This is a genomic window from Streptomyces sp. NPDC028314, assembly GCF_055565795.1.
Genome location: NZ_JBVHTP010000007.1, coordinates 16,985 through 34,250, shown reverse-complemented (window position 1 = coordinate 34,250; position 17,266 = coordinate 16,985). Strand labels below are relative to the sequence as shown.

At 76.0% G+C, this 17,266-nt stretch carries 13 protein-coding genes and 1 pseudogene; 8 read left to right on the top strand and 6 right to left on the bottom strand.

Annotated elements, in window-relative coordinates:
• Nucleotides 1-74: 74 nt before the first annotated feature.
• Nucleotides 75-1,325: an FAD-dependent oxidoreductase gene (locus ACZ4TG_RS17535; protein ID WP_468163537.1), complete on the bottom strand. Its 1,251-nt coding sequence runs from the start codon at nucleotides 1,323-1,325 to the stop codon at nucleotides 75-77.
• Between the two features lie 93 nt (nucleotides 1,326-1,418).
• Between ACZ4TG_RS17535 and ACZ4TG_RS17530 the strand changes: the two genes are divergently transcribed.
• Together ACZ4TG_RS17530 and ACZ4TG_RS17525 are read left to right on the top strand one after the other, a co-directional pair.
• Entirely contained in the window at nucleotides 1,419-2,006 is a 588-nt protein-coding gene (locus ACZ4TG_RS17530) for a TetR/AcrR family transcriptional regulator (protein ID WP_468163535.1), read from the top strand.
• Nucleotides 2,003-2,923 carry an ADP-ribosylglycohydrolase family protein gene (locus ACZ4TG_RS17525; protein ID WP_468163533.1) on the top strand — a complete coding sequence of 307 codons (921 nt, stop codon included), beginning with the start codon at nucleotides 2,003-2,005 and terminating at the stop codon, nucleotides 2,921-2,923. The genes ACZ4TG_RS17530 and ACZ4TG_RS17525 overlap by 4 nt, the downstream gene beginning before the upstream one ends.
• Here the strand turns inward: ACZ4TG_RS17525 and abc-f are convergent.
• The 3 genes and pseudogenes from abc-f to ACZ4TG_RS17510 form a co-directional block, all read right to left on the bottom strand.
• A pseudogene (gene abc-f, locus ACZ4TG_RS17520) lies at nucleotides 2,899-4,603 on the bottom strand (ribosomal protection-like ABC-F family protein). The gene ACZ4TG_RS17525 and the pseudogene abc-f sit on opposite strands and share 25 nt — an antisense overlap.
• 83 nt (nucleotides 4,604-4,686) lie before the next feature.
• Nucleotides 4,687-5,037: a hypothetical protein gene (locus ACZ4TG_RS17515; RefSeq protein WP_468163531.1), complete on the bottom strand. Its 351-nt coding sequence runs from the start codon at nucleotides 5,035-5,037 to the stop codon at nucleotides 4,687-4,689.
• 423 nt (nucleotides 5,038-5,460) lie between these two features.
• Nucleotides 5,461-6,255, bottom strand: a complete 795-nt coding sequence (locus tag ACZ4TG_RS17510; protein ID WP_468163529.1) for a glutamate racemase — start codon at nucleotides 6,253-6,255, stop codon at nucleotides 5,461-5,463.
• A gap of 323 nt (nucleotides 6,256-6,578) precedes the next feature.
• Here ACZ4TG_RS17510 and ACZ4TG_RS17505 point away from each other — a divergent pair, with 323 nt between their 5' ends.
• From ACZ4TG_RS17505 to ACZ4TG_RS17485, 5 genes are all read left to right on the top strand, one after another.
• The gene (locus ACZ4TG_RS17505) at nucleotides 6,579-7,751 is read left to right on the top strand and encodes a glycosyltransferase (RefSeq protein ID WP_468163527.1); all 1,173 of its coding nucleotides are present in this window, start codon (nucleotides 6,579-6,581) and stop codon (nucleotides 7,749-7,751) included.
• Between the two features lie 246 nt (nucleotides 7,752-7,997).
• Complete coding sequence (locus ACZ4TG_RS17500; RefSeq protein WP_468163525.1) at nucleotides 7,998-8,504, top strand: DUF6643 family protein; 507 nt, start codon at nucleotides 7,998-8,000, stop codon at nucleotides 8,502-8,504.
• An 84-nt stretch (nucleotides 8,505-8,588) separates the two neighbouring features.
• A complete protein-coding gene (locus ACZ4TG_RS17495) occupies nucleotides 8,589-9,419 on the top strand; it encodes an MOSC domain-containing protein (RefSeq protein ID WP_468163523.1) in 831 nt (276 codons plus the stop codon).
• A gap of 258 nt (nucleotides 9,420-9,677) precedes the next feature.
• On the top strand, nucleotides 9,678-10,289 hold the full coding sequence (locus ACZ4TG_RS17490; RefSeq protein ID WP_468163521.1) for an Rv1733c family protein: 612 nt from the start codon (nucleotides 9,678-9,680) through the stop codon (nucleotides 10,287-10,289).
• Between the two features lie 149 nt (nucleotides 10,290-10,438).
• The gene (locus ACZ4TG_RS17485; RefSeq protein ID WP_468163519.1) at nucleotides 10,439-12,907 is read left to right on the top strand and encodes a right-handed parallel beta-helix repeat-containing protein; all 2,469 of its coding nucleotides are present in this window, start codon (nucleotides 10,439-10,441) and stop codon (nucleotides 12,905-12,907) included.
• A gap of 127 nt (nucleotides 12,908-13,034) precedes the next feature.
• Here the strand turns inward: ACZ4TG_RS17485 and ACZ4TG_RS17480 are convergent, their stop codons facing one another.
• Nucleotides 13,035-15,392 (bottom strand): hypothetical protein, encoded by a 2,358-nt coding sequence (locus ACZ4TG_RS17480; RefSeq protein ID WP_468164147.1) that lies wholly within the window; start codon nucleotides 15,390-15,392, stop codon nucleotides 13,035-13,037.
• A 260-nt stretch (nucleotides 15,393-15,652) separates the two neighbouring features.
• Here ACZ4TG_RS17480 and ACZ4TG_RS17475 point away from each other — a divergent pair, with 260 nt between their 5' ends.
• Complete coding sequence (locus ACZ4TG_RS17475) at nucleotides 15,653-16,153, top strand: SRPBCC family protein (protein ID WP_468163517.1); 501 nt, start codon at nucleotides 15,653-15,655, stop codon at nucleotides 16,151-16,153.
• A gap of 237 nt (nucleotides 16,154-16,390) precedes the next feature.
• Here ACZ4TG_RS17475 and ACZ4TG_RS17470 read toward each other — a convergent pair whose 3' ends face one another.
• On the bottom strand, nucleotides 16,391-17,257 hold the full coding sequence (locus ACZ4TG_RS17470; protein WP_468163515.1) for a S1 family peptidase: 867 nt from the start codon (nucleotides 17,255-17,257) through the stop codon (nucleotides 16,391-16,393).
• Nucleotides 17,258-17,266 lie beyond the last annotated feature (9 nt).

Below are 17,266 nucleotides of genomic sequence, written 5' to 3'. Positions count from 1 at the left end.
CCCCTGCTGACCTGCCTGCCCCCGCCGGGCCGGGCCAACCGGGGGCGGCCGGGGGTGGGCGGGGGCGGGCGGGGTCAGCCGGGCAGCAGACGCAGCAGGGCGTCGCGCAGGGCCGGGTGCCTGACGCTCATGAAGCGGTGCAGGTTGCGTGAGCCGAACGCGACGCGCTGGGCGCTACGGCGGCGTTCGGCGTCGTAGGCGCGCAGGGCGGCGGGAAGCCCGGCGGCGCCGTGGGCGGTGACGGCGCGGGTGAGGGCTTCGGCGTCGAGGAGGGCGGTGCAGGCACCCTGGCCGAGGTTGGGGGTCATGGCGTGGGCGGCGTCGCCGACGAGGGCGATCCGGCCGGCCGCGGTGAAGGTGGGGAGCGCCGGGTGGAGGTGTCGCATCTCGTACCGGATCCAGGTCGCGGGATCGGTTTCGGTGAGCAGCCGCGGTATGGGGTCGTGCCAGCCGGCGAACGCGGCCCGCAGCTCCTCGGCGGCGGTCCCGGTGGCTCCAGCGGCGGTGGCGGCGGCGGTGGCGGCGCGGGTGGCCTGGGCTTCGGTGGCGGTGCGGGCGGCGGTGTCCGCGGGGACGGCCTGGGTGGCGGTGGCGGCCCGGGCGGCGGTGGCTCCGGTGGCGGCCTGGACGGCGGCGGCCGTCGGGGCGGAGCTCCTCGCCCCCGCGGCGGTGGCCGCGGGGACGGCGGCGTACCAGTTCGTGCGGCCTGGCTCGATGGGGGTCATGCCGAAGAAACGGCCCTCGCCCCAGGTCTCGCCGTACATCCCGGTCTCGAAGCCGGCGATGCCGATCCAGGCCACCGTGCCGATGGCGCGCACCCCGCCGGGCGCGGCGAAATGAGCGGTGCGGACGACGCTGTTGATGCCGTCGGCGCCGACGACGAGGTCGGCGTCGAGGGAGGCCGGGGCGGTGAGCCGCTGCCCGTACGCGATCTCCGTGCCGCCGAGCCGGTGCAGCTCGGCGAGCAGGGCGTCGATCAGATGGGGCCGGGCGATGAGGAGTTCGGGGCGCCCCGCCTTCCGCTCCATCCGTTCGAGCGGCAGGGCGGCGAGCACCTTGCCGTCGGGGCGGCGGATCCGCCCGTTGCGGTACGGGACCGCGCGCGCCCGCAGGGCCGGCCCGAGACCGAGCCGGTCGAGGGCGGCCTGGGCGGTGGGGTGGATGCCGAAGGCGGTGCCGTACCGGTCCGGGGCGGTCCGGCCCTCCAGGACCGTGACCGTCCAGCCGGCCCGGCGCAGTCCGATGGCGGTGGCGAGTCCGCTGACGCCCGCCCCGACGACGACGGCCGTCCCGGTACCCGCTGCCGGGCCCGCGTTCGTGTTCATACCTGCACCCCTCGTTCGCCGGACTCCCCTGAAGGGAGCACCACACCCGTGGTACTACATCTGTGGTACCACAATTGCGGTTAAGCTGCCAGGGTGAATCAGGACCGGAGGGACCGGCTGCGCGACGCGGCCATGGCGGTACTGGCCGAGGCGGGCGGGCGCGGACTGACCCACCGGGCCGTCGACGCCGCCGCGGCGGTGCCGGTGGGCACGGCCAAGAACTACTTCCCGACCCGCGACGCACTGCTGCTGGCCGTCGCCCAGCGGTGCCTGGAGCAGTACCAGGCCCTCTCGGCCTCCCTGGCGGGCGGGGCTCCCCCCGCCGGCCGGGCCGGACTGGCCGCCTTCCTCGCCGCGCTGCTGCGGGACGTGGCCGGGCCCGGGCGGCCGCGCGTACTGGCCTACCTGGAGCTCCAGACCGAGACGACCCGGCGGCCCTGGCTGGCCGCACTGCTGGACCCGATCGGCGCGTCCGACTTCGCTGCGCACCGGCACCTGCTGGCCGCCGCCGGACTGCCGGGCGGCCCGGAGCGGGCCTGCGCGCTGACCCTCGCGCTGCACGGGGCGATCCCGCACCTGCTCGCCGGAGCGCCGGAGACCCTGGCCGCGGCCGGCCTGGACGACCTGGAGGGCTTCACGCGCGGCCTGCTGGACGGCATCTGCCCCGAGCAGGCGCCGTGACCGGCCGGCTCGACCGGGCGGTGGGAGCCGTACTGGGCTCGGCCGTCGGCGACGCACTGGGCGCGCCCTACGAGTTCGGCCCGGCCGGTCAACTGTCCGCGCTCGGCAAGGAGATGGCCGCGGGCGGCGGCTGGGACCCGGGCGAGGCCACCGACGACACGCAGATGGCGGTGCTGGTCGGCGAGTCCCTGCTGGAGTGCGGCGGTCTCGAACTCCCCGACGTCTTCGGGCGTTTCCAGCGCTGGGCCGCCGGCCGGCCCAAGGACATCGGGCTCCAGACCGAGGACGTGCTGACGAACGGCAAGCCCTGGCAGCTCGCCGCCACCGTGCACTTTCAGGTCAACGCCCGGGCCGCGGGCAACGGTTCGCTGATGCGGGCCGCCACCTCGGCGGTGTACTTCGCCGCCGCCGGGCGGGAGGCCACCATGGACGCGGCCCGGCGCATCGCGGCCCTCACGCACGGCGACCGGGCCGCCTGGGAGGGCACCGCCGTCCTGCACGAGCTCGTGCGGGTGGCCCTGGACGGTGTGGATCCGCTGGCCGCGCTGCCCGCGACGCTCGACGCGGTGCACGCGGACCACCGCGAGCGCTACGCGCGGGTACTGGACCCCGACTGGCACCCGGACCTGGCCACCGAGTTCAACGGGGCGGTGTGGCCCTGCCTCGGATCGGCGGTGTGGGCGCTGCGGACCACCACCGGGTTCGCGCAGGCCGTGCGGGCCGCCGTGGACCTGGGCGGGGACACCGACACGGTTGCGGCGGTCACCGGAGCCCTGGCCGGCGCCCGGTACGGCCAGGGGGCGATCCCGGCGGCCTGGACGGGGCCGCTGCACGTGCCGCTGCCGGGGTTCGGGGACCGGGTCCTGGACGCGGCCGCGCTGCGGGAGCTGGCTCAGCGGCTCGCGGCCGCCGGCTGACTCCGCACTGCGGGCCGGCCCTGCGCCGCGGGCTGACCCTGCGCCGCGGGCGGGGCCTGCGCCGCGAGCTCCAGGCGCCGGCCCCGGAAGGCGGAGCGCAGCCGCCGGTCGTGGGTGACCAGTACCAGGGTGCCGGTGAAGTGGGCCAGGGCGGCCTCCAGTTCCTCCACCACCGCCGGGGCCAGGTGGTTGGTCGGCTCGTCGAGCAGCAGCACGTCCAGCGGCTCGGTGACCAGGCGGGCGAGCTCCAGCTTGCGGCGCTGGCCGGCTGAGAGGGTGCCGACGGGGCGGCCGAGGTCGGCCGGGGCGAGCAGGCCGAGGGCCGCGACCCGGTCGGCGTACTCCGGCCCGAACACCTGTGTAACGGAGCGGAGTTCGCGCACCCACGGGTCGTCCTGCCGCAGCAGCCCGACCCGCGGGTGTCCGTACGAGACCCCGCGCCGGGGCGAGTTCTCCCGCGAGCAGGTGCAACAGGGTCGATTTCCCGGCCCCGTTGGGCCCGGTGATCAGCAGCCTCTCCCCCGGTTCGAGCCGGAAGGAGACCGGCGCCAGCCGCCCGGGCAGGCCGAGCCCGTCCGCCTCGACGACCCCGGCGGCTCCCGCTTCGAACCTCCCCGTGAAGCTCAGCGGGACGGGTGGCGGCTGCACCGGGTTCTCGGTCAGCCGGTGCAGCCTCTCGCGGGCGCTGCGGATCCGGCTCGCCGCGCCGTGGGTTCGGGAGCGGGCCCGGAAGGCGCCGGCGCCGCTGAAGCCGCGCGGCAGTTTGCGCGGGATCCCGTCGAAGCGCCCGATGTTGGTGTCGGCGAGCCGCTCGGCGCGGCGGGTCTCCTCCCGCCACTCCTCGTACTCCCGCTCCCACCGGGCACGGTCGGCGGCGCGGGCCGTCAGGAACCCGGCGTAGCCGTTGCCGTAGCGGCGTACGGCGCGGTGGTCCTGGTCCACCTCCAGAATCGTGGTCGTGACCCGGTCGAGGAAGAGCCGGTCGTGGGTGACGGCGATGACGGTGCCGCGATGGGCGCGCAGCCGCTCCTCCAGCCAGCCGACGGCCTCGTCGTCGAGGTCGTTGGTCGGCTCGTCGAGCAGCAGCAGCTCCGGTTCGGCGGCGAGCACCGCGGCGAGGGCGAGGCGGGAGCGCTGCCCGCCGGAGAGGCTGTCGAGCCGCCGGCCGGGGTCGGGGGCGGTGCGCTCGCCGAGCCGGCGCAGGGTGGTCGCCACCCGCCGCTCGGCATCGCGGCCGCCGCGCGCCTCCCAGGCCGCGAGGAGGTCTCCGTACGCGGCCAGTTCCTCGGGGCCGCCCTCGTCGAGCCGGGCCTCGGCGGCGCGGATCCGGCGCTCCAGGGCGCGGAGGTCGCGGAGCGCGAGGTCGACGGCGTCGCCGACGCGGGCGGTGGGCGGCAGGTCGAGGGTCTGGGCGAGGTGGCCGGTTCCACCGGGGGCGGTGACGGTGACCTGGCCGTGGTCGGGGCGCTCGCGGCCGGCGAGCAGGCGGAGCAGGGTGGACTTTCCGGAGCCGTTGTCACCGACGACACCGACCCGCTCGCCGGGCCGGACCGTGCAGCTGACCCGGTCCAGCACGACCTGGGTGCCGTAGCGCTTGGAGACCTCGGACAGGACGATCTGGGTCGGGGCGAGTGGGGCGCGCAAGGGCGGTTCCTTCCGTCGGGGACATCGGCGTTCCATGGCTCCCATGGATAGACGAGACGTTTCGTCTCGCTATGGGACCTTAGCCGGAGCCTGCCGATACGGCAAGACGTTTCGTCTCGTCAGCGGGATCCGGTGGGAGCGACCGCGGGACCGGGAGCCGCGCCGGCCTGCCGGTCGGCCCGGCCGTACGCACCGGCACGCAGGCCCGCCCCCGTCACGGACCGCAGCCCGTCGCGGGATCCGGCGATCCCCCCGTCGGCGGCGCGGACCGCCGCTGCGGTGGTGTGCCCTTCACCGCGGCACCGGGTCCGGGCCGGCGCGGCGACGGCCGCGACCGGCTCGCGGCCCTCGGAGGCCACCGGGTGCGGCTGGCGCGGGGGAGGCCGCGGCCGGCTCACGCCCCTCGAAGGCCACCGGGTACGGGCCGGCACGGGGGCGGCCACGGCCAGCTCGCCACCCTCGAAGGTCACCGGGTACAGGCCGGCACCGCGACGGCCACGGCCAGCTCGCCACCCTCAGAGGTCACCGGCTGCGAGCCGGCGCAGCGACGGCCACGACCGGCTCGCCACCCTCGGAGGTCACCGGGTACGGGCCGGCACGGGGGCGGCCGCGACCAGCTCGCCACCCGCAGAGGTCACCGGCTGCGAGCCGGCCCAGCGACGGCCACGACCGGCTCGCCACCCTCCGAGGTCACCGGGTACAGGCCGGCGCAGCGACGGCCACGACCGGCTCGCCACCCTCGGAGGTCACCGGGTACGGGCCGGCGCGGCGACGGCCGCGACCGACTCCCGGCCCTCGGAGGTCACCGAGTGCGAGCCGGCGCGATGACGGCCGCGACCGGCTCGCCACCCTCGGAGGTCACCGGGTACGGCCCGGCGCGGCGCCCTTGAGGGTCACCCGCCGACGGGCGCGCTCTCGCCCGCGAGCAGCCTGCCCTCGGCGTACCCGAGCACGGTGGCCGGCAGTTCGGACGGCCGGCCGCTGAGCAGCACGCTCAGGCTCCCGGTGCGGGGCAGGTCCGGCTCGGGGCGGGCGCCGATGCGGCGCAGCGCCTGGACGGCGACGGCCTCGGCGGAACCGTAGAAGCGGAACTCGCCCCCGCCGGTGCGCTCGGCGAGGGCGGCCCGGATGGGCGCCTCGACCAGCTCGTAGTGCGTGCAGCCGAGCACCACGTCCGTGACGTCCGGCGGGGTCAGCTCGGCGGCCGCCGCGACGGCCCGGACGACGGCCTCCTCATCGGCGTACTGGACGGCGTCGGCCAGCCCGGGGCAGGGCACCTCGGTGACCGGGACCCCCGCGGCGAACTCGCCGATCAGGCCCCGCTGGTACGGGCTGCCCGTGGTGGCGGGGGTGGCCCAGATGGCCACCCGCCCGCGCGCGGCCGCGGCGGGCTTGATCGCCGGCACGGTTCCGATGACCGGGATCCCTGGCTCCAGCTCCGCCCGCAGGGCGGGCAGGCTGTGCACGGAGGCGGTGTTGCAGGCCACGATCAGCGCCTCCGGCCGGAGCGCGGCGGCGGCCCGGGCCACATCGAGGGCCCGGCCGGTGAGGTCGGCGGGGGTACGCGGCCCCCACGGCATCCCGTCGGGGTCGGAGGAGAGCACCAGATCGGCGTCCGGCCGCAGCCGACGCATCGCGGCGGCCGCCGCGAGGAGGCCAATTCCCGAGTCCATGAGCGCGATCTTCACCTGGTCACCTTAATCGACGAGCCCCTCGAACCCGGCCCCCACACGTCACTCCCGGCCACGCGTGCGACGCCGCCGCGCCGGGCTCGATCGGGCCCCCGGAGAGCGCGGAGCGGCGGAAGCCGGTCCGACTCGCCCTGCCGACACGGACCGATCGCGACCGTACCGATCACCACGAGCCCGCAGGAGCGGGCGTACGCGGCGCGGCAGCCCGTGACGGGCCTCACTCGGCGCCACGGCCCCCTGGACCACCCCCGACCACCCCCGCCCGGGCCGCCACGCCTCGAATGCGCGACACGCCCCGCAGGGTTCGGCACACTGCGGCAATGGGCCTCCTCCTCACCGCCGCCTACGTCTCCCTCGCCGCCTGGCTCTGGCTCACCCTCGCCCAGGGCATGTTCTGGCGTACCGACGTCCGCCTCCCCCCGCGCACGGCCCCCGCGCGCTGGCCGTCCGTGGCCATCGTCGTCCCCGCCCGGGACGAGGCCGAGGTGCTCCCCCGCAGCCTGCCGTCGCTCATCGCCCAGGACTACCCGGGCAGGGCCGAGGTCTTCCTCGTCGACGACGGCAGTACGGACGGCACCGCCGGCCTCGCCCGCCGCCTGGCCGCGGAGCAGCCGGGGCTCCCGGTCACCGTCGTCTCCCCCGGCGACCCGGAGCCCGGCTGGACCGGCAAGCTGTGGGCGCTGCGCCACGGCATCGCAGAGGCCCGGACCGCCCGTCCGGCCGAGCCGGACTACCTCCTGCTCACCGACGCCGACATCGCCCACGAGCCCGACAGCCTCCGCGAACTCGTCGCCGCCGCGACCTCCGCCGAGCTCGACCTCGTGTCGCAGATGGCCCGGCTGCGGGTGGCGAGCAACTGGGAGCGGCTCGTCGTTCCGGCCTTCGTGTACTTCTTCGCGCAGTTGTACCCGTTCCGCTGGATCAACCGCCCCACCGGCCGGACCGCCGCGGCCGCCGGCGGGTGCGTGCTGCTCCGCACCGGGGCCGCCGTCCGTGCCGGGATCCCCGACTCCATCCGGCAGGCCGTCATCGACGACGTCTCGCTCGCCCGGGCCGTGCGGCGCTCCGGCGGCCGGATCTGGCTGGGTCTCGCGGAGCGCGTGGACAGCGTGCGCCCGTACCCCGCGCTCGGGGACCTGTGGCGGATGGTCTCGCGCAGCGCGTACGCCCAACTGCGCCACCAGCCCCTGCTGCTGGCGGGGACGGTGGCGGGGCTGGTGCTGGTGTACCTCGTGCCGCCCGCGGCCCTCGCCACCGGGCTCGCCGCCGGCCGGCCCGCCCTCGCCTGGGCCGGCGGCCTCGCCTGGCTGCTGATGGCGGGCACCTACCTGCCGATGCTGCGCTACTACCGCCAGTCGGCCGTGCTCGCCCCGCTGCTTCCGTTCACCGCGCTGCTCTACCTCCTGATGACCGTGGACTCGGCCGTCCTGCACTACCGGGGGCGGGGGGCCGCCTGGAAGGGCCGTACCTATGCCCGCCCCAGCGACGCCTGAAACTGCCGGACACCGTCTGAAGCGGCGTCATCCGAGGTCACCGCGTTGTGACGCTGCGTCAGGAGCAAGTGGGTGCAACAGCCAACCGGTGAGTACGAGTAGGAACAAGCTGGGGTGCAAGTGACGAATCGTGCACGTGAACGTCAAGTGAAAGCTGTGGCCCTGACCTGCGAATATGCAGGTCAGGGCGGTGTTGACGCCACCTCGCTATGGACCCCGTGAAGTCGTGGGCTTAACTTAGGTCCCATGACCTCCCCCCGCTCCACTTATGGCGGCGGTTACTACTCCGCGCCCTCCTTCCCGGACACCCCCATCTACGACTCCCTCGTCGCCGAACGCGGCACTCCGCAGATCGCCCCGATCCGCGTCCCGGCCGCCTACGAGTCCCCGAGTGCCGGTTACTCGAGCGGTGGGTACCTCCCGGCCCTCCCGTCCGCCCTGCCCGCGCTGCCGGCCGCCGTGCCGCAGCAGGCTCCGGCGTACGGATACCCGTACCAGCAGCAGTCCGCGCCGCAGATGCAGATGCCCATGCCCCTGCAGAACGCGCCCGCGCCGTACATCCCGCAGCAGCAGCCCGTCGCCGCCCGTGCGGGGTACGTGCCGCAGCAGCAGCCCCAGCAGCCCCGCCCGGTCGCCACGGCCACCGGGTACGAGGCGATGCGCCCGGCCGCGCCGCGTCCGATGGCCGCGCCCGCGCAGGGGCCCTCGTACGAGGATCCGTACGGCCGCCAGTACCAGGGGCGTGGCTACTGACGGACCATGTCCGGGCCCCGATGCACCGGGGCCCGGCGCGGTACTGAATGGGGAGCCGGTGAAGGCGGCTGACAAAATGCCTTCATGTCGAATTTGTATGTCCAGTCGCTCCACGTCTATCCCGTCAAGTCGGTGGCGGGGACTGCTCCCGACGAGGTGGCCGTGGAGCCCTGGGGGCTGTCCGGGGACCGCCGCTGGGCCGTGGTCGACACCGAGGGCGCGATCGTCACCCAACGCCAGCAGGCCCGGCTCGCCCTCGCCTCGGCGCGTCCGCTGGAGGGCGGCAGGGTGGCGCTGTCGGCGCCCGGGATGGCGGAGCTGACGGTGGAGGTGCCGGAGCCGGGGCCGCTGGAGCCCGTCGTGCTGTTCGGCAAGAAGATCGAGACCGTGGTCGCGGCGGGCGCCGCGGCCGACTGGTTCACCGCGTACCTCGGGTTCCCGGCGCGGCTGGTGCATCTGGACGACCCGGCCGTACGGCGGCCCGTGGACCCGGACTACGCGCTGCCCGGCGAGACCGTGAGCCTGGCCGACGCCTATCCGCTGCTGATCACCACCGTCGCCTCGCTGGACGCCCTCAACGACCTGATCGCCCAGGGGGACCACCCGGCGGAGGGCCCGCTGCCGATGAACCGCTTCCGCCCCAGCCTGGTGGTGGCCGGCGCCGGGGCCGAGGCCTGGGCGGAGGACGGCTGGCGGCGCATCGCGGTCGGCGACGCGGTGTTCCGCGGGGTGCGGGAGTGCGGGCGGTGCGTCGTGACGACCACCGACCAGGCGACGGCGGAGCGGGGCAAGGAGCCCCTGAAGACCCTGGCCAGGCACCGGCGGATCGGGAAGTCGCTGGCCTTCGGTCGCCAGGTGGCGCCGGTGGTGCTGGGCACGGTCCGCGTGGGCGACGAGGTGCGCATCCTGGAGTGAGCGGGGGCGCGCGAGCGGACCGAACCCCCCGGAATGACACCTTCGAGGGGCTCGTGGCATCCGCTGGAACCAACCGGCCCGGCAGGGCCGTTGGAGCAATCAGGACGTGTGGGCACCGGTACGGACGGGGCGCGGGGGAACGCGCACCGGATCGGGTGCCAGGCGTCCCGCGCGTCCCGGAGTGCGCGTCCACCGGGCATGCGGAAGGCTGGGGCGTGCAGGCAGACGGAGACTGGCAGAAGCAGGGGGAGCCGGACCGTGTGGACAGCAACAGGAGTGTGGCGCTGGCGGCGCAATCCGCTGCGCAGGCCGACCGATCTCTTCGAGGCGTGGGTGGCGTTCGCCGCGGTGGTGTGCGTCCTGGTGGTGGCTCCGGCCGTCGGCTGGGTCGCGGGAGTCCGGGTGGACGGCACCCTGCAGCAGGCCGCGCGCGAGCAGCGGCACGCGCGGTATCTGGTTCCGGCGGTGGTGGTCCGGCCGGCTCCGGCCCCGCCGGCCGGGGCGGAGGCGGATCCGGCGGCGCAGCGGCCGACGCCGGAGCGGACGCGGATCGTGGCCTCGTGGACGGCGCCCGACGGCAGCAGCCATCAGGGGACGGTGCCGGCCGCGGAGGAACCGCCGCGGCCGGGCGACGAGTTCCGGATATGGACCGACGCCGGCGGCCGCCTCGTGGGACGGCCGCTCGACCCCTCGGCAGCGTCCTTCCACGCCGCGATGGCCGGCCTGGCCGCCGCCCTCGGGGTGGCCGCGCTGGTGGAGACGGTCCGGCGGCTGGTCGTACGCCGGCTCATGCATCGGCGGTACAGACGTCTGGACCGCGCGTGGGCGGCGGCCGGACCCGACTGGGGCCGGGCGGGCGCGGGCAGCTGACCTGGCAACTCACCGGCTCCACGCGCGCTACGGTGGACCGGGCAGTTCAGTCGCTCCAGACGCTTCGATCTCATTGAGCGGCTTCGGTGGCTTCGGTCACTTCAGCAGCGCGAATACCGCGAATACGAGGGTGGGGGCACGACAGCACCATGGCTCAGGGCACGGTCCAGGTGACACACGGCGGGGCTTCGCGTTGGCGGCGCCGCTCGGGTGAGTATCCGACGCTGACCGCCGCGCTCGCGGTCGCGGGCGACGGGGACGTGTTGTCGATCGCCCCCGGCACCTACCGGGAGAACCTGGTCCTGAACCACGCCGTGACCCTGCGCGGGCCCGAGGGCGCGGTGGGCTCGGTGCGGATCGCCCCGCTCGACGGGGTGGCGCTGACCGTGCGCGCCTCGGCCGTGGTCCAGGACCTGTACCTGGAGGGCCAGGACCGGGCGGCGCCCGCGCTGCTCGTCGAGGACGGCTCCCCCGAGCTCACCGACCTGCGCGTCAGCACCCGCTCGGCGGCCGGGATCGAGGTGCGCGGCAGCGGGGCCCGCCCGCTGGTGCGCCGCTGCACGGTGGAGAACCCGACCGGGGTCGGGATCTCCGTACTGGACGGTGGCGGCGGGGTGTTCGAGGAATGCGAGGTCGTGGCCGCCGGCCAGACCGGGGTCTCGGTGCGCGGCGGCGCGCACCCGCGCCTGGAGCGCTGCCGCATCCACCACGCCACCGGCGCCGGCATCGGGGTCACCGGCGAGGGCTCGGGCCTGGAGGCGCTGGGCTGCGAGGTGTACGAGATCAAGGGCACCGGCGTGCAGGTCGCCGCGCGCGCCGCCGCCCGGCTGACCGACTGCGCGGTACACCGCACCTCGGCCGACGGGGTCACCCTCGACACCGACGCGGTGCTCACGCTCGCCGGCTGCGACATCCACGACATTCCCGAGAACGCGGTGGACCTGCGTTCCCGGTCGGTGCTGACGCTCAGCCGCACCACTGTGCGCCGGTTCGGCCGCAACGGACTCTCGGTGTGGGACCCGGGTACCCGGGTGGACGCCGAGTCCTGCGAGATCCACGACAGCACGGGCGACTATCCGGCGGTGTGGATCAGCGACGGGGCCACCGCCTCGCTGGACTCCTGCCGGGTCCACGACGTGCCGGACGCGCTGTTCGTGCTGGACCGGGGCTCGCGCGTCGACGTGGTCGACAGCGACCTCTCCCAGGTGCGCAACACCGCCGTCTCGGTGAGCGACGGGGCGACCGCGCAGCTCGACGACTGCCGGATCCGGGAGGCGGCGACCGGAGCCTGGTTCCGTGACCACGGCAGCGGCGGCACCCTCGCCAACTGCACCATCGACTCCGTGCAGACGGGCGTGATCGTCACCAAGGGAGCCGATCCGGTCCTGGAGCGGTGCACGGTCAGCTCTCCCGCCGAAGCCGGGTTCTACGTCTCGGCGGGCGGCCGCGGCACCTTCACCGCCTGCCGGGTGAGCGGCAGTTCCGGCTTCGGCTTCCACGTCATCGACGGCTCCCGGACCAGCCTCGCCAAGTGCCACACCGAGCGTTGCGCGCGCGGCGGGTACGAGTTCGCGGAGGACGGGCCGACCACCGAGGGCTGCACCAGCGACGAGCCCGGGCCGCGGCTCGCCGCCCAGTCGGCCGCGGGCGGCGCTCTCGCCGGGGCGCAGGCGGGTATCCGTACCGTCGCACCGGCCCGGAGCCCCGCGCCAGCGGCGGCGGACGTTCCCGCGGCCCGGCCGGGCGAAGCGGCGGACCCCGAGCGGGCGGCCCCGCCGTCGGCGCCCCGTGGCTCCGGCGAGGTCCTGGGCCAGCTCGACGCGCTGGTCGGCCTGGACAGCGTCAAGCGCGAGGTGCGCGCCCTCACCGACATGATCGAGGTCGGGCGCAGGCGGCAGCAGGCGGGCCTCAAGGCGGCCTCGGTGCGCCGGCATCTGGTGTTCACCGGCTCCCCCGGCACGGGCAAGACCACCGTCGCCCGGCTGTACGGGGAGATCCTCGCCTCCCTCGGCGTGCTGGAGCGGGGCCACCTGGTCGAGGTGTCCCGGGTGGACCTGGTCGGCGAGCACATCGGATCCACGGCGATCCGTACGCAGGAGGCGTTCGACCGGGCGCGCGGCGGGGTGCTGTTCATCGACGAGGCGTACGCGCTGGCGCCGGAGGACTCCGGCCGTGACTTCGGGCGCGAGGCGATCGACACGCTGGTGAAGCTGATGGAGGACCACCGGGACGCGGTGGTGGTGATCGTCGCCGGGTACACGGCGGAGATGGACCGGTTCCTGACCGTCAACCCGGGTGTGGCCTCCCGGTTCTCCCGGACCATCACCTTCGGCGACTACGGGCCGCAGGAGCTGCTGCGGATCGTGGAGCAGCAGGCGGAGGAGCACGAGTACCGGCTGGGCGAGGGCACCCCGCAGGCCCTGCTGACGTACTTCACGGAGCTCCCCAAGGGCCCGGCCTTCGGCAACGGCCGCACCGCCCGCCAGACCTTCGAGTCGATGGTCGAGCGCCACGCGGGCCGGGTGGCGCAGTTGGCCGACCCGGGCACGGACGAGCTCACCCTGCTGTTCCCCGAGGACCTGCCGGTGCTGCCGGTGCTGCCGGCGGGGGCGTGCTGAAGGCTCCCGGGGCGCCGCACGCCTGAGCACGCCCCGCGGCCGGGCACTCGGTCCGGTCCGGGCGCGCCGGTCCGGGCACTCGGTCCGGTGCGGGCGCGCCCGGCGTCCGGGCACGTCCCGCGGACGTTCACCGGGCCGGCCGGCGGGTCTGCGGTCGCTGCTGCGGTACGTCGGCCCGTGGGGCGGTGGTCAGTCGTGCGAGGAGGGCGTCGCGTTCGGCAGCGAACGCCGGATCGGCCTGGTAGTCGGAGTGCCCGAGGACCGGCGCGGGCAGCGGGTGGCGGGGGCTGCGCCCGTAGGCGACCGGGTCGGCGAGCGGGCCCCGGTCCACGTCCTGGCCGGTACCGGCCAGGACCGGGCCGCCGATGGGGTCGGTGGCGCGCCACAGGTTGCGCCAGCAGTCGACGTCCCCGTGCAGGGCGGTGAGCGGCCCAGAGCCGAAGTAGGCGGGGAACCAGCGCCCGTACAGCCGCGACAGCGGGGACCCGTAGGTCAGCAGAGCGACCCGCCGGCGCGCTCGCGGCGCGAGCTGCCAGACGGCGGCCGCGGCGAGCACGCTGCCCTGCGAGTGGCCCGAGATGACCAGGCGGCCTCCGGTGCGGCCGGTCCAGCCGGTCATCCGCCAGGTCAGGTCGGGCACGGCGCGCTCGGCGTAGCAGGGCGGGGCGAACGGGTGGGCGGCACGCGGCCAGAAGGTGCCGACGTCCCACAGGATGCCGATGGTGCGGCGGGCGGCGGGGTCCCGGTAGGCGCGCCGTCCCCAGGTGACGAAGGCGGCGATGCCGAAGCCGATGAGCCAGGACCCGGCGTCCTGGGCGCCCCGGGCGGCGGCCTCCACCACGGGGTGGGTGCCGCGCGCGGCCGCACCCGGGACCTGCCCGCTGAGCCAGGCCCCGGCGAGGGCGCCCGCGCCGAGCAGCAGCGTGATCCCGGAGACGGCCGCCACGAACCAGGGCGCGGAGTCGGTGAGCGCGGCGGCGGCCCGGGCGGCGGCGATCCGGCGGCTGCGCGCGGGTTCGGCCGGCTCCCCGGGGTACTCGGCGGCCACGGTGGCGGCGACCCGGCGCGTCGCGCGGGCCCCGCGTACACCGAACCAGAGGGCGAGCAGCGCCAGTACGAGCAGCATCGGCGGCAGCACGGCGGCCTGCCAGGACAGCAGCACGGGCGGCCCGGGCAGGGTGGCTCCGGCCATGCCGGGGGTGGCGCCCCCGTCCAGCCAGTCGGCGACCCGCTGGGCGGCCCCGCCGGACATGACCCCGCCGAGCGCGCAGCCCAGCACGGCCACGGCCGGGCCGCCGAGCCCCCGCAGGGCGGCCGCCGGGTCGGGGGCCGACCGGTACAGGCGGCGTGCCACCACGGCGAGGGCCAGGACGCAGCAGCCCTGGCCGAGCATGAGCACCCCGAAGGCGAAGTCCCCCGGCAGCCGCCCGGCGGAGGTCCACCCGGGCCGGGACCAGCCGGCGTACACCAGCACGGCGGCGAGCAGGCCGAGGGCGCCGCCCGGCAGCAGGGTGCCGGCGGCCCGGTCGAGCCGGTGGTCGGGCCGGACCTCGGCGCGGCCGCGCCGGCAGACGACCCAGGCCACCCCGACCGCCCAGGCGGCGAGCAGCAACTGCACCACCCAGCCGGCGGCTTCGAGCCCGGGCGTCCCCGCGCGGCGGTCGTAGCGGGCGGCCGGTACCGCGACGGCGACGGCGACGGTGAGCAGCCCGGCGGCGGTGTGCGCCGCGCGCAGCCGGGCCACGAGCCGGCGCCCGTACCAGAACCCGGGCCGCCCCAGCGCGGGCGTGGCGTCGCCCGGGCCGTCCGGGCCGGTGGCGCCCGGGGTGTCCGCGGGCGGCGGCTGGGACTCGTACGCGCTCCAGGTGCGGTCCGACAGGAACCAGAGCAGCCCGGTCAGCGCGGCCGGGACCACCGCGCCGAGCGCGAGGCGGCGTCCGGGCTGCCCCCACCAGCCGCCCGGCTCCGGGAACGGCAGGCGCCCGCGGCAGCTCCCGGAGCCCGCGCACTGCCAGGCGAGCAGGTCCAGCGCCACCTCGCAGGCCGCCGCGATCAGCAGCACGGTCAGGCTGAGCGCGAGGACCCGTACGAGCAGCCCGTACGCACGCGCCGCCCGCTGCGATCCTGCCGTGGCGGGTCCGGCCGGGCGGGCCCAGTGGGCGAGGTTGACCACCATGAACGGCAGGAGCAGCAGCCACAGGGCGCGGGTGGCGTTGCCGGAGGTGAGCCGGGACCAGCAGTAGGCCTCGGGCACGGGCCGCCCGGCGTACTGCTCGGGGCGGGCCTCCGCGTCGGCGTCCTCGGTCCGGCGGAAGACGGCGGCGGTGGAGTCCCCGGTGATCCGGACGGTGCGCGGGTCCCCGAGCAGTTCGCCGGGGGTGGCGCCGCCGACGCCGTGGACCAGCAGCTCAAGGGTGAGCGGGGAGCCGGGGACGGGGGGTGCGGACGGGACCGGGGATCCGGGGACCGGGGGCGGGGGTGTCAGCGGGGATCCGGGGGCTGGGACCGGGGGCGGGACCGGGGATCCGGGGACCGGGGGCGGGACCGGGGGTGTGGGCGGGGGGACTTCCGGCACGGTGGCCTCCGCTCGCGGGGCGGGATCGGCACACGACCAGCATCCCGCCCGGCGGGCCCGCTGCCCAGGCCCCCGTCCGTGTGAAAGACCGCCCGCCGGGGACATCTGACGGGGCGCCAGCTATGCTGGCCCGCACACGCGTTCCCCGCCGCACTCAAGGGAGTACCGCCATGGCTCGCCGACTCCGCCCGGTGGGGCTGGACTTCATCGAGGTCGCCCCGGTCCGTCTGGTCTTCGCGGCACGGGTCGCGGCCTCGCCCGAGGCGGTGTACCGGGCGCTCGCGGAGGACGTCACCGGCTGGCCGGCCTGGTTCGGCGCGGTGACCCTGGCCCGGCCGACGCACGGCGGAGCGGGGCGGGAGGTCCGGCTGGCCGGAGGGGTCCGGTTCCAGGAGACGATCATGGCCGCCGACCCGGAGCGGCGCTACGCGTACCGGGTCGACGAGACCAACGCCCCGGGTGTGCGGGCCCTGCTGGAGGAGTGGCAGCTGTCCCCCGCGGAGCCCGGGGGCTCCTCCGGCACCCGGATCCGGTGGACCTTCGCTGCGGACGGCCCGCCCGCGTTCCGGGTGGCTCTCAAGGCCGTTCGCCCGGGCCTCGGCCACTCGTTCCGCTCGGCGGTGCGCGCTCTCGACTCCCGGCTCACGGGACGGCGCGCGGCGGAACACTGACCGGCGCGTAAAGCGCCGAACGGGATTGCCCTATCCCCAGACGGGCCCACGTCGCCGGTCGGACAATGGACTTGCGCTCAGCGTGGAGGTGTTTCCGCGATGTCCGGAACCATGTGGGACGTGTACTGCCCGCAGGAAGACCTCGTCGTCATCATGCTGTACGACAAGCGAAGAGGCCGCCAAGCGGGGCCCGCGCGAACACAACGCTCTGTTCACTCCGGGGCTGCTGGGCGGGCGTCAGCGGTGCGCGGCCATGGCCTGGGTGATCCAGCCCTTGTACTCGGCCACCGAGGTCCAGATGCCGGGACCGCCCGAGCAGTGCGGGTTGGCCTCGTGGTCGCCGTCTCCGGAGGTCGCGCCGACGAGCTCCCACCGTCCGCCCGCGCGCTGGATCTGGGGGCCGCCGGAGTCACCGGAACACGCCATGGCTCCGGGTACCCGGCTGGTGGTGCACAGCTCGCTCTTGCCGTTGATGGCCCGGCAGTCGGTGGCGGCGGCCCGGCGGGTGTCGAGTTCCTGGAGGCGCTCGGGGAACACCCACTGCTCCGGCTTCAGCGCGTCGACCACGGTCCCGAAGCCGATGACCCGCGTGGGCCGGCCCACCTCCGGCGCCCGGTCGGCGATGCGGATCGGCTTCTGCCGGACGGGGCGGTCCAGCCGCAGCAGGGCGATGTCGTGCGTCGAGCGATCGGCGCTGTTGCGGTCGTACTGCGGGTGGACCACCATCGCGGTCACCTTGCGCAGCGTGCCGCCGGAGTTCCGCTTCTCACTGCCGATCCGTACCGTCCCGGCCGGGTGGGACGGGGCTCCGGCCAGGGCACAGTGGGCGGCGGTCACCACCCACCGGGAGGCGATCAGCGCCCCGCCGCACACCCCTTCGAGCGAGGCCGGGCCGTCCTCCAGGGTCATCGGGATCGAGACCATGAAGGGGTACTTCTCGGTGGAGTCCCTGCCGTGGACGATGGCCTGGGCGCTGGAGCTCATCGCCGTCGCGCACAGGACGGTCGCCGCACCGACCGCGGCAGTCCGAACCAGCAGGCCGCGTACCGGACGGGAGCGGGCGGTCTGCCGGTGCGTGGCTGCCGGAGGGGCGGGAACGGTCATGGTGGTGTC